The sequence below is a fragment of the Shewanella sp. NFH-SH190041 genome (assembly GCF_024363255.1).
GTDB lineage: Bacteria > Pseudomonadota > Gammaproteobacteria > Enterobacterales > Shewanellaceae > Shewanella.
Genome location: NZ_AP026070.1, coordinates 2107702 through 2121230, shown reverse-complemented (window position 1 = coordinate 2121230; position 13529 = coordinate 2107702). Strand labels below are relative to the sequence as shown.

Below are 13529 nucleotides of genomic sequence, written 5' to 3'. Positions count from 1 at the left end.
TGTAGTGCGTATCCATCGTTAACAGTAACTGGCTAACCACGAATTTAACACTGAAGTGTGACATTCGTCTATGTAGCTTGAAGGTATTCTTGCGACACCATTCCGGTCTGACTAAATTGAGGCATTTACACGGTCTTAGATTTAACCTCTTCTCAGCCTACCGCACATCTTCATCCGTAAATAGCCTAAACAAGAACAATGACACCCATAGTTAATCTGACTGAAAATGGGCAGAAACGGCCGAATGTTCAATGTTAACTCAAGATAATTTAAGGTGTTGTTGGTTAATTCTAAAAAAGTAATATAAAGATTTTCGTAGTTTAAAATAAATATTATTCCCGGAAAATTCGTATAAGTGAGATAGTCCTAATATTTCATGCAGTTATATCTAAGCTTGTTATTGAGAGCTTAGACATACGGGGTTTAGTCGGTGCTTGTACCAAATTATTATCCGAGTAAGTGACTATATAACGTTTGCTCCAGCAGGTTACCGGTTGGAAGAAATAGGTCAAGAGGTATTTATTAACAGGTAGAGCTGTTTGCCAGAAGATTAATGTAATCTGTTGTTGGATATTATTATGGGGTTGTAGTTGTTGATGGTAGCTGACGATGGGGATGGCTCTGGTAAAAGGCGTAGATAGGTGGGCGGAATGTTTCAATGGCATCATAGAAAGCGCTCCATCAGCCAACTCACTAATCTTGAGCATAAACGGTATTGAGTTAGGCATAAATCTTTCATCTCTGACATCTGCTTACTGCTATCACTAAAAACGACGATTAACATAACTTTCTGAAATTTGGTCAAAAATAAAGTTTTATCGTATTAGTTTTATCGTATTAGTGATATCTAGTTGACGATACATCTCTTCATTAAAACTTTTCCACTCAACATAGGTTTCCTTGGCTTTCGTAGAGAAGGAAACCTATGGAAAAATCTAAAATAACAAGGTATTAGCGAAATTCCATCAGAAATGCTCATCGGCTTAAGCCGAAATCATCATGATTATTGGGCATATAAATACTTAACAAATATATATGTTAGGCAAGTACAATTTTTGCTGATAAATATCCCCACCAACTGAACCCACATTCAACTAATCACCAACATTTAAATTAAAACAGCCTAGCAAGTTGAAGGACATTTGAGGTTTAACCTGAATATTGATGTCGAGAACTCTCCAGATTTCTCGAGTTTCCGAGTAGAAAGGGTGTGGTCTTATGCTGAAAAGATGTTTTAAGAGGTATTTATTTGGCATTAGCTATGTTCACCCCGGAACATGGGGTAAAAAGGCACCATCACCAGTGCATTAACGCTGTCTTTTAACAAAGTGACATTTAACCCTGACTCAATAAAACCTTTTCACTGTAATAGGGTAAGAATTAGAATATGTGATGAGTCGGTATAACGCAAAATGGCATGGTTAATAAGGTTGTGTGTTGGCCCATCATTGAGCACTAAGGTTCGGTAGATAAGACCCAATAATCTTGGATAAGTGATATCCGTGTCGAAGAAAGTCATAAACAGGTCATCAATGCTATTGCGGCTAGCGACTCAAGCTGTAACTGGTTTTCTTTTAAGAAAAATGATGCGTGAATATTATTAGATACGGCTTGGTACAGCACCGCTTTGCTGTCGATGAGTTATTGATTAATGCCCTATCAACACCAGTTGACTGGATAATCTCTTCAGTTATTACCCAGTGATAAGGCTGAGTTATAAATACTTGTCTGGCAGCGGCCAATATTACCTGCAGACAGTCAGGGCTTGGCGGTCATATGTAGGGCGGCCACGACGTTTAATCACGGGGGCAGCAGTATGATGTCGCCACTCCTTTGGTATCCATCTCAAATATTTACCATCAAGCACAAAACCTGATGTCACGGTTCAATAGCTAAAGTTGAAAAACATTACTTCGGCAATGTGTGTATGATGGTTATCTCATTAAGATAAAAGGATAAATTCAGCGGCAACAGTGGTTTTGCTGCATTAAAGACTCCTGCCTCTGTGACCTGTATCAAGGTCTTTCATGTCTATTTTGCGCACAATTTTAGCAGGCATCAGCCTGCCGGTTTACTCGATAAGACAGCTAGACATCCCCTGAAGGTCCGCAAATGGCTGGATGATATGTGTTGATCTTTACCGCAGATATCAATCAGTGCCTGTTGCTATTTCAGGAAAGGATTTCCCCTGAAGAAGGATTTTGGCCATGGAATTGCCAGGACACACCCCTAAGCCTGCTGGCTCTGCACCAGCGTCACCTCAGACTCCCTCAAATAACGCTCAACCCAATCCTGCTGTAAAAGACGGCTGGTTGGAACGTTATTTTCGATTATCAGCTCAGCACACCAAGGTTTCGACAGAAATCATCGCTGGGATCACCACCTTTATGACCATGGTTTACATCGTCTTTGTGAACCCTCAAATTCTTTCTGCTGCGGGGATGGACGCCAGCGGCGTATTTGTGGTGACCTGTATGGTAAGTGCCATTGGTTGCTTGGCTATGGGGCTTATCGCTAATCTGCCCATCGCTTTAGCTCCTGCGATGGGGTTGAATGCGTTTTTTGCTTTTTCTGTGGTGGTCGGAATGGGCATTAGCTGGCAAACCGGGATGGGAACCATATTCTGGGGAGCTATCTGTTTTGCCTTAATGTCTGTTTTGGGTATTCGTTCATGGATCTTGAGTAATATTCCCGCTTGTTTGCGGATTGGTATTCCCAGTGGGATTGGGCTGTTAATTGCACTTATTGGCTTGAATAATGCCGGTATTGTTGTTGCCAGCCCCGCAACCATGGTAACCGTGGGCGATCTCAGTTCATTACCCTGTGTGTTAGGGGCGCTAAGTTTCTTTATTATTTTAATCTTGGTATCTAAAGGTGTTCATGCAGCAGTACTTATCTCTATTGTGGTGGTGACTTTGATTGCCGCATTAATGGGGGAGGTGAATTACACCGGAATTATGGCGATGCCGCCCAGTATTGAATCCACTTTTGGTCAGCTCGATATTGCCGGGGCCTTGGATCTGGGGTTAGCAGGTGTCATTTTTTCTTTTGCACTGGTGAGTCTGTTTGATAGCTCCGGTACCATGATAGGGGTTACTGAAAAATGCGGCATTACCGATGAACGCGGGCGTTTCCCAAGAATGAAACAGGCTTTACTGACCGATTCATTTACCTCGGTTACCGGTGCCTATATGGGAACATCAACCGTGACAGCTTATATCGAAAGCTCCTCCGGGGTTGCCGTGGGAGGGCGTACAGGCTTAACGGCGGTGGTAACTGGGCTGCTATTCATTTTGGTGATCTTTTTCTCTCCGTTAGCGGCCATGGTACCGGGCTATGCTATTGCCGGGGCTTTGATGTACGTGGGCATTTTAATGTGTTCAGGCTTAGCTAAAGTCGATTGGCAGGATATGACCGAAGCCGCTCCGGCGTTTATTACTTGCGTTATGATGCCGTTTACTTTTTCAATCACCGAAGGTATTGCCACCGGATTTATCACCTATTGTGTGATGAAAGCCGGTACCGGGCAATGGCGTAAAATTCACCCCGGCGTTGCACTGGTCGCACTGCTGTTTACCATAAAATTTATCTTTGTGGATGGTCACTAAGCTTGGAGGCGGTATGGCTGACTTAATGCACAAACATACCCAGCAATTGAGCCGTCAAGCGCTGGAGAAGCTCTTGGCGGTACAGCGAGGAGAGCTTGCTGCAGATCTGCGGCTGGAAAACCTCCACTATCTTGATTTAGTGTTCGGTGACATCTGCCCCGGGCCGGTGGTGATTTGCGGACAACATATTGCAGCGTTAGGGGCTGAAGCTGAATCAATCAAGGCTCACCGCACCGTGGATTGTCAGGGCGCGATTGCCGTGCCTGGGTTTATTGATGCCCATATGCATATTGAAAGCAGCACCATGACTCCCTTTGAATTTGAGTGTACGACTCTGCCGTTGGGAACCACTTCTGTGGTATGCGATCCCCATGAGTTAACAAACGTTATCGGTACTGAAGCCATCGATTGGTTTTTACGCTGCAGCCAATCACTACACCAGAATATGTTTGTCCAAGTCAGTTCTTGTGTGCCAGCAGTCGCTGACTTGGATATCAATGGTGCATCACTGGCGTTGGAACAGATGCAGATGTATCGGGAACACCCTAATGTGTTGGGCTTAGCTGAAGTCATGGATTATCCCGGGGTGATTGGTGCCGCGCCAGCCATGCTGGATAAGTTATCAGCTTTCAGCAACCTGAATCTGGATGGTCATTGTCCACTGCTTACGGGACTGCCGTTATCTGCCTATATCAGTAGCGGGATCCGTAATTGCCATGAAACCAGCACCCTGACAGAAGGGCAGGAAAAACTACGCAAAGGTATGAGTGTGATTATTCGTGAAGGCTCTGTCGCGAAAAATCTTGATGCGCTCGCGCCACTGATCAGTGAAACGACAGTTTCTCAATGTTTGCTGTGTACCGATGATAGAAACCCTCATGAAATCATACATGAGGGTCATCTGGATTTTATGGTGCGGCGTTTGATCAACCGACATGGTATCGCGCCTTATTTGGCCTACCGGGCTGCGTCTTGGTCGGCGGCGAAACATTTCGGGCTGCAACGTTTGGGGTTACTGGCACCCGGTTATCGGGCGGATATTAACTTAGTCGGCAACTTAGATGCGGTGAATATTCAGCGGGTGGTGTGTGCGGGACAGTTTGTTGATGAATTACCGCTGCGACAAAATCTGGCTAACAAGCTTGCGGCATCTCAGCCGCCGCTACAACCGACGTTAATCCGACATCCAGTTACCGCGAGAGAACTGACACCTGAACTTCAGCCCGGGCAATATCATGTTATTGATATTATAGAAAATGAGTTACTCACTGCCGATCTTGTCTGTGATTATGATGGGCAATCATTCAACCATGCAGGGATTAATCATGTGGCCGTGTTAGAACGTTATGGTCATCAATTACCGGCATCACTTGGGCTTATTCGGGGTTTTTCTGTGCGTGAGGGCGCTATCGCAGGGAGTGTCGGTCACGATTCCCATAATTTAATCGTTATTGGTGCAGACCCCACCAGCATGGCGATAGCGGTAAACCATATTATTACCTTAGGCGGGGGCTACTGCGTAGTGCGAGGTGGGAAAGTAACTGCCGAACTGGAATTACCGTTAGGAGGTTTGATGAGTCTGGCAACGGGGGAACAAATCAGTCAGGACATTGCCGCATTGAAACAGGCCGCAGCGGGTTTAGGGGTAAACTTGCCCGAGCCGTTCGTGCAGATGAGCTTTATTGCATTGCCGGTGATCCCATCTCTTAAACTGACGGCGAAAGGATTAGTGGATGTTAATACATTTCGCTTTATCCCATTGAAGCTCTCATAACTTAAGCAAGTTAAACAACTGCCGCACTGAGTTTCTTTTGGTAATGGCCACCAGCCGATAAGCTAAATCTGCTTACGGTGTGGCATAAATGGTTACAGCGTTATACCACAATGACTCTGTAACCTGCTTTTCATCTAATCAATTCGCTTCGTGCTAAGTCCTTTAGTGGCACTTTCCCTGTTAAGGCAAAATTGCATTTACCCGCTGCGTGCCTCGCTGCACAGTTTACAGCTTCCCCATCAATGAAAGGGATAAAAGGCTTTGCCTACCTGGTAAATCTGGGTAAATTAAACAAATGTTTAAATTCTTGTTTGAGAGTCATTATGTACCCATACCGCGCCCCCTTGGATGAAATGCAGTTTGTACTCAATGGTCTGTTTGATGCCCCAGCAATTTGGCAACAATTGCCTGAGCTGGCTGGCAATATTGATGAAGAGACCGCGGCGGCCATTTTGGCGGAAGCTGCGCGCCTTAATGAAGAGGTGGTTTACCCACTCAACAGGCCGGGGGATGAGCAGGGGGTACGGTTTGAGCAGGGCAAAGTATTCACCCCCGATGGTTACCGGGATGCCTATCAAGCATTTGTTGATGGTGGCTGGGTAGGGCTGTGTGGCGATTCCGATTTTGGGGGCATGGGCATGCCTAAGATGCTCGGCGTTTTGGTGGATGAAATGGGGTATGGCGCTTGTAATGCTTTTACCCTGTATAACTCGCTTACCGCTGGGGCGGCGCTCTGCATCAATGCCCACGGCAGTGATGAGCTAAAAGCCCGTTATCTGCCAATGTTGTATTCCGGCCAATGGGCAGGGGCGATGGATATGACCGAAGCTCAGGCTGGCTCTGATCTACGCCATATCCGCACTCGCGCAGAACCTCAAGCTGATGGTAGCTATCGCATTACCGGCACGAAAATTTTCATTACGGGTGGCGATCACGATCTGGCAGAAAATATTATCCATCTGGTATTGGCAAAGTTGCCACAGGCAAGTGGCTTGTCTTTGTTTGTGGTGCCGAAATTGACCCTGGATGATACGGGTATGCCAACACAAGCCAATGGTGTCACCCCAGGGGCAGTTGAACATAAGATGGGGCTGAAAGGGTCAGCCACCTGTGTGATGAATTTTGATGGGGCGACAGGTTATTTGCTGGGCAAACCTAATCGTGGCTTAGTCTGTATGTTCACCATGATGAATTACGAGCGCTTAGCGATTGGGCTACAGGGACTTGGCAGTGCAGAAGCTGCAAGGCAGATGGCTGGCAGTTACGCTAAAGAGCGTCAACAAGGGCAGGCGGCTGGACACAAGTCGTCGGGTGCAGATGCCATTGTGGTACATGGCGATGTGCGGCGAATGTTGCTTACCATTAATGCCTTAACTGATAGTGGCCGGGCATTAGCAGTTCACACTGCGTTGCAACTGGATGTGGCGAAATACAGCCAAGACAGTGAACAACAAGCCATGGCGGCAAACTTTGCCGGATTACTGACCCCGGTCGCCAAAGCATTTTTATCTGACCGCGGGCTGGATATGACGGTAATGGCCCAACAGGTATTTGGCGGGCATGGCTATATCCGTGAAACCGGGATAGAGCAATTAGTGCGGGATACGCGAATTGCACAAATTTATGAAGGTACTAATGGCATTCAGGCGATTGATTTTCTAGGCCGTAAAGTGGTTGGTGATAATGTTGAAACCCTAGGGGCATTTATCACTGAGCTGAATAACCGCTTAGCCGCTTGTGCGGATCAAGAGCAGGCTGAATTAGTACACCATTGCTTTAGTGATATTCTCGCCGTGGCCCATGATCTCAATCGAGAAAAATTAACGTCACCCGCATTGATTAACGCCTGTGCGGTAGATTTCCTCGATGCCTTTGGTTATGCATTATGTGGCTATTACAGTGTGGTTATGGCTGATATTGCCAAGGGTGATAGTCAGATATCTACTGAATTGCGCCAACGCAAAACCCATTTATGCCAGTTCTATTTGGATAAGCTGCTCCCCCGAGTGGATAGTTTATTAGCTCAAGTAAAAGCCGGTGAACGCAGCATTATGGCCATGCCCGAGGCATTGTTTTAGGCATTATTCAAAATAACAAATACACGCGAAAAATAGCCCTGCCGTATGCAACGACAGGGCTATTTTATTAGCTCTGGAAATGTTGTGGTGTTAAGGCAGTTGATTTATTGCCTTTGCCTGTTGCATCAAATATTGCAATACCCTTGCACTGAGTGACTGCTGTGGGGCCTTACTCTTATCATCCATCTCTGTACTATTAGGAGCTGGTGCAATACCGTTTTCCATCATCACAAACAGATAAGGCGTGCCTTGCAATATGACAGTGCCAGCCAGATTACTGACACCATTAAGGGTGCCGGTTTTGGCATAAACCAACCCGGCGAGCGGCGCATGGGTAAAACCTTGAGCATATTTTAATGTGCCCGACTTACCGGCTAACGGCAGCATGGATAACAATGGGCGCAACTCGGGATCGGCTTGAATATGTGATAGGAGGTCCATCAACTGTCTGGCATTAAGCAGGTTATAGCGCGACAGCCCTGAGCCATCAAATAACTTGGCGGCGGATAAATTAACGCCAAGCTCAGTTAATACGGCTGTCATAGCAGCAACGCCTTGGGGAAATCCTGCTTGTGGTCCGTAATATTGCTCTGCCAATTTAAACAGCAAGGCATCGGCGATGAGATTATCTGAGCGCAGCAGCATAGTATGCACTAAATCAACAGTCGGCAATGAAGTCACAGTACTCATGGGGATTAACTTATTGGGTGGGTTGTTTGATAATGGCTGCAGTTTGATTTTACCACGCAGCGTGATGCCGGTGTCAGAGAGTAGTTGTGAGACAACAGATTGTGCATAAGCATTTGCGTCATTAACCGCAATCGCTAACGGCAAAGGCCTGACTGGGGAGAAACAACCACTAAGCTGATATTGGTTGCTACCGCTAGATTGTAATGACAGTTGGCAAAATGACGACCAAGGCGCCAGTCTGGACTTAGCTACTGAGTGATGACGTCCATCCGCTTCATTCGCCTTTGCCGTCTGGGCTGCTTTAGCCGTATTCTCGGCAACATTAGGCACAAAATAGGCTGAGCTATTTACCGTTAAGTGGGCATTAGCGGGTAGGTCAACTATTGCAGGTATGTTTGCAGGTGTTTTTGGGGAAAGCAGCGTAGAAGGCATTTGTTTTGCTGGTAACAGTTTTCCCCTGACACAGTTGCCATCAATTATATAACTGGAAACTGGTGCAGAGTAGCAGATCCCTAAATCATCCCAAGCCCAGCCTGAGGCTCTGCTCAGACGCTGAGGTTGACCGAGTAGCAACACATCTCCCTGTACCTTATTTATGCCGCTCTGTTTAGCCTGCTCAAGCAGACTCGCCAGTTGTGTCCGACTTAGCGTCGGATCACCATCGAAAGCGAATAATAGATCGCCATGCAATACCCCTTGTGTAACCTTGCCCCTGCGATACAGGCTAGTCGTAAAACGATAATCACTGCCCAATCCTTTGAGGGCCGCTGCTGCAACCAATAATTTTTGGGTGCTGGCCGGCAGCATTAAAGTATCGGCATTGATACTGAGTTGTGGGATGTCAGTGTGCGTATCCCCAACAATGTTAGCGGGTTCTATTCGCTGTAGTACTAGCGCTAATGATGATGTTGGTGGGGTCAGTTGATGGATTTGTGATTCAATCGTCGCCGTGGGGGATGGCGGTAACGTAACAGGCGCGGGAGTAAAAGCTTGGGCGAGGGGAGTGATGCTCAGCAGAGTAAATGCTGTGACTAATACTGTGGCTGAGGGGGTAACTTTACTACTCATCCGTGGGTCCATATCCTGCGCCTGTTAAGCATGTCTTTGTATTAGCTAGTTGCCAGATATATCATCCTGAGCCATCAACATGTAAAGCCGCAGAGTGACAAACACCACCAGCAACATAAACAGGGGTAGCACCAGCAAGCCGAGACTTGCTTTAAAATGAAACAAACAGGCTGATGCCAGTAATGCTGCAACTATGGTCAGGAGCGCTTTAAACTTCATGATTCCTCCGGCTATTTAAGCGGCCAGTATAGCTGAATTCAATATGGCGATAGCCGGTTTTAGTGCTGATGGGAGAATATTTAATCAGTATGGAGTGAGAAAAAGCCCCGCGCGGCAGAAAAATCTTGCCCAAGACCGCGTTAGCCGGTAATTTCTACCCTCTTAAATGCATTACCCCTGTGACAAATGGCTGATATTGATTGCTGTTTGCATTATGGGGCAGCAGTTTTGGCCCCTTGGGTGTGCCACACTGTTGAATAGTGATTAACTGGCTCTGAACAGGTATAAGTTTGACGGAGCCTGTCTAAGGAGGATGCCTTGCTGAACAAGCTAGGTGGAATTTCATTGCAGCCAGAGGCCATTTCTTGGCTGCTGACCCCGAGCCGCTTTAAGGCTGAACTACTTTCCAGAATTGAACACGCTCAGCGGAGCATAACCCTGACCGCACTTTACCTGGAAGATGATGATGCCGGACGGGAAATCATGTCTGCATTATTGGCGGCGAAAGCGAAGAATCCTCAACTGGATATCACGGTGTTGGTTGATTTCCATCGTGCCCGCCGTGGATTGATTGGCCATAAAGGTGATAGTGGTAATTATCTGATGTACCGGGATGTCATGCTCAATGCTGAGCATCCTTTTGCCATTCTTGGTGTACCGGTTAAATCCCGTGAGCTGATGGGTGTATTACATCTTAAAGGCTTTATCATCGATGACACCGTACTTTATAGCGGTGCAAGTCTGAACAATATCTATCTGCAACAACAGGGTCGATATCGGTTTGATCGTTACCATGTGATTGAATCTGCTGAATTGGCGCAAACAATGCGTAATATGATCAGTCAGGTGTTGGTTGACGATCCCGCAGTTTCATCATTGTGCCAGCCTGCTGAGACAGAAGTGTTGCCGGATAAAGCTGATATACGCAGCTTTAAAAAACGTCTGGCCAGTGCCAAGTATGAGTTTGACCGGGTTAAAACTGGCCTGCGTATCACCCCATTTATGGGGCTGGGTCGCAAACGTAACCAACTAAACCGCGCAATTTTAGCCTTGGTGGAGCAGTCTCAAGAATCTCTGTTTATCTGCACGCCGTATTTCAATCCACCTTTGGCACTGATCCGGGCATTAACCCGTCATCTGCGCCAAGGTAAGCGTATTGATATTGTGGTGGGGGATAAAACGGCTAATGATTTCTTTATTCCAGAGGAAAAAGATTTCTCCCCGATTGGTGCGGTGCCTTATCTGTATGAGCAATCTTTACGTAAGTTTGCAAAACGGCAGCAGTGGGCAATTGATAAAGGCTTACTGAATATCCATATTTGGAAGCACGAAGATAACAGTTACCACCTGAAGGGCATCAGTGCCGATGGTAAGCGTCATTTGATTACCGGCTCTAACCTTAATCCTCGCGCTTGGGCACTGGATTTGGAAAATGGTCTGTTGATCACTGATGAAGAGGGTGTTTACGCTGAGCAGTTTGCCGAAGAGCAGGCATTTATTCTGACTCATACCAATCGACTATTCCATTTCAGTCAGGTTGAAACGCTGCAGAGTTATCCCGCGCCAGTGAAAAAGTTGATGTCCCGCATTAACCGTATTAAAGCCGATATTCTGTTACGTCGGATCCTCTAATACTGTTTGCAGGATCACCGCATAAAAAAAGCCGCCCATCAGGGGCGGCTTTTTTGTCTCAGTAAAACGTGCCAATACCGGTTATATCTGCGCCTGCATATCATGGCTACCAGCATGGCCGGCATGGGTTTTGGCATAATTGAGCGCAAACACCACAACCATAACCATCACGGCGCAAATCGCACCTATAGACAGTTGACCATGCATCGGCAGCAGTGCCATGACGGTCGCGGCCAAACCTGCGCCAAAGTTTTGCAGGCCGCCTAGCAGGGCGCCAGCAATCCCCGCCTGACGTGGGAAGGGTTCCAGCGCCGCAGAAGTGAGCGCCGGGAACATCACGCCTGCGCCACAAAAGAACAGGATGGAGCCTAACAATAGGGTCCAGCCGACCACCAGCCCAAACAGCCCAGGGATCAACATCACTAATGCACCTGAGCCCAGCAAGGCGATACCCCGGTTCATCAGTTTACGCATATTGTCACTGCGAGATGCCATCATGGCGCCCAGTAAATAGCCCGGGATAGGGGCGACAAACCAGATACTGACCATCATGGGTGACATTTTGAGTGATTGGCCGTACAGCACCCCGCCGATGGCTTCAAATGCAGCAATACCGGCAAAGGTGGCCACCAGCCCCAGCATATAACCGCGAAATGCCTTATGTCGCATTACCTTACGATATGCCTGAATAAAGGAGGTTGGTTCACGCTTTTCAACGGGCAATGATTCTTTAAAGCCCAATAGCAACATCACAAACACGCCGGCGCTGAATACGGCCAGGGTGTAGTAAACCGATTGCCAACCAAAATGCCCGGAGGTAAATGACCCGATAAAAGGCGCCACCAGAGGCAGGAACACCACGGCCATAGAGACATAACTGTTGAACTTCATTAACCGGTCACCAAAATAGTGATCCCGTGGAATGGAGCGACTCAAAGCCCCAGCCGCAGCAGTACCACACCCTTGCAGACAGCTGGCAAGAATAAGCATATTGACGCTGCTGGCATTGGCCGCAAATAGCGCGCCTACCACAGATAAGCCAATACCAAACAGTAGTGGTTTGCGCCGGCCTATTTTGTCTGAGATAGGGCCATAAACAAATTGCAATAAACCGTATGCCAGCAGGTAGGCGGCCATAATACCCTGCAGTTGCCCGGCATCAGCATGCAAGCCACTGGCGATCAGCGGCAGTGCTGGTACAAAAATGGTTTGGGCCATTTGGCCGCAGGCAACCATAAAAACCAGATGGAGAAGTGTAGTGGCCAGCGGCGCGGAAGATTCGGCGCGATGGGAAGGTGCTGGCCCCTGGATATGAGCGGGCATGATAACTCCAAAAATGCAAAAAAACAGTGGTTGATAACGGATGCGGATTGTAGAGGGTATAAATGATATTTCAATGGGTCTGAGGCCATCTGGAACAGCATTTTTTATAATTGTTTTCATAAGAAAATTTAAGTCAAAATCACTGTAAAGCCCTACTTACGACTTGTGATTTAACTGTTGCGTGCTATGAGGGGTATTGGCGGTTTTAAGCAACATTTATCCCTTTAATTGTCCTTTGTCTGTTCAAGCAGTACACTTGCGGGTTTTCAGTACCCTCGGGTGATCTTTGCGCCCGCGGTGCGCTACTTGATTTATGTGTGAAGCTTTAATATGACCTCTCAGCCAGCCGAGCATGCAGTCCACAAGCTGTATGAATATCGAAAATCGCTTTCTACTAAACCTTTTACTGCCAGAGGTAAAAGTCTTCGCCGTTGTCCCCGCTGTTTATTGGGGGTGAACTATTGCACCTGTGACTATGTTCGTCCTCTCAATAGTCAGGCTGCTTTTGCATTAGTGATGTATGACGATGAAGTATTGAAACCGACAAACTCTGGTCGATTGATTGCCGATATGGTTCCGGATACCCATGCGTTTCTTTGGTCTAGAACCAGTGTGGATCCCGCGTTATTGGCTTTGCTGCAACACCCTGATTATCAACCGTATGTGGTCTTTCCCGGTGAATATGCCTTTGAAGGCCAGCAAGTGGTCAATCAGGTTCCGCCCCAAGCTCTTGCGCCTGGGAAACGTCCACTTTTTATTATGTTGGATGGTCGCTGGCGTGAAGCGGTCAAAATGTTCAGAAAAAGTCCTTATCTGCACGGCTTCCCACTGTTGTCCTTTGATGCGGGTGAAGTGGCCCGTTATGCCCTGCGTAAAGGCCAACGTGATTTTCAGTTCGGTACCGCGGAAGTGGCCGTCATGGTGTTAGCGGCCATGGGAGAGACAAATAATGCCGCTGTGCTGAATGCTTGGTTTGAATTATTTGTTGAATCGTCTCTGCTTGGACGTAATCGCCGCCCAAGCTCTGATTTAACACCGCGCAATACGTTAATTAATCATTTTCAACAAGCTTGGCAGCATGCGCAAACTTGCGGTGCCGGCAGTGATAGCGATGAACCGGTATCATAATCATAAGCT

At 47.1% G+C, this 13529-nt stretch carries 8 protein-coding genes; 5 read left to right on the top strand and 3 right to left on the bottom strand.

Going from position 1 to position 13529, the window contains the following annotated elements:
• The first annotated feature begins 2207 nt into the window (after positions 1-2207).
• The 3 genes from NFHSH190041_RS09335 to NFHSH190041_RS09325 all read left to right on the top strand — a co-directional run bounded on the left by NFHSH190041_RS09335 (position 2208) and on the right by NFHSH190041_RS09325 (position 7460).
• Complete coding sequence (locus NFHSH190041_RS09335; RefSeq protein WP_261924952.1) at positions 2208-3608, top strand: NCS2 family permease; 1401 nt, start codon at positions 2208-2210, stop codon at positions 3606-3608.
• 13 nt (positions 3609-3621) lie between these two features.
• Positions 3622-5382: an adenine deaminase gene (gene adeD, locus NFHSH190041_RS09330; RefSeq protein ID WP_261924951.1), complete on the top strand. Its 1761-nt coding sequence runs from the start codon at positions 3622-3624 to the stop codon at positions 5380-5382.
• A 323-nt stretch (positions 5383-5705) separates the two neighbouring features.
• Positions 5706-7460 carry an acyl-CoA dehydrogenase gene (locus NFHSH190041_RS09325; RefSeq protein WP_261924950.1) on the top strand — a complete coding sequence of 585 codons (1755 nt, stop codon included), beginning with the start codon at positions 5706-5708 and terminating at the stop codon, positions 7458-7460.
• Between the two features lie 90 nt (positions 7461-7550).
• Here NFHSH190041_RS09325 and dacB read toward each other — a convergent pair whose 3' ends face one another.
• Both dacB and NFHSH190041_RS09315 read right to left on the bottom strand, forming a co-directional pair.
• Positions 7551-9218: a D-alanyl-D-alanine carboxypeptidase/D-alanyl-D-alanine-endopeptidase gene (dacB, locus tag NFHSH190041_RS09320; protein ID WP_261924949.1), complete on the bottom strand. Its 1668-nt coding sequence runs from the start codon at positions 9216-9218 to the stop codon at positions 7551-7553.
• Positions 9219-9263: 45 nt separating this feature from the next.
• A complete protein-coding gene (locus NFHSH190041_RS09315; protein WP_261924948.1) occupies positions 9264-9437 on the bottom strand; it encodes a hypothetical protein in 174 nt (57 codons plus the stop codon).
• A 318-nt stretch (positions 9438-9755) separates the two neighbouring features.
• Between NFHSH190041_RS09315 and pssA the strand changes: the two genes are divergently transcribed.
• Positions 9756-11069, top strand: coding sequence for a CDP-diacylglycerol--serine O-phosphatidyltransferase (gene pssA, locus NFHSH190041_RS09310; protein WP_261924947.1), 1314 nt, complete (start codon positions 9756-9758; stop codon positions 11067-11069).
• An 81-nt stretch (positions 11070-11150) separates the two neighbouring features.
• On the opposite strand, the gene emrD is transcribed toward pssA, so the two are convergent.
• Positions 11151-12392 carry a multidrug efflux MFS transporter EmrD gene (gene emrD, locus NFHSH190041_RS09305; protein ID WP_261924946.1) on the bottom strand — a complete coding sequence of 414 codons (1242 nt, stop codon included), beginning with the start codon at positions 12390-12392 and terminating at the stop codon, positions 11151-11153.
• 330 nt (positions 12393-12722) lie between these two features.
• Here emrD and NFHSH190041_RS09300 point away from each other — a divergent pair, with 330 nt between their 5' ends.
• Positions 12723-13520 (top strand): tRNA-uridine aminocarboxypropyltransferase, encoded by a 798-nt coding sequence (locus NFHSH190041_RS09300; protein ID WP_261924945.1) that lies wholly within the window; start codon positions 12723-12725, stop codon positions 13518-13520.
• The last annotated feature ends 9 nt before the right edge of the window (positions 13521-13529 follow it).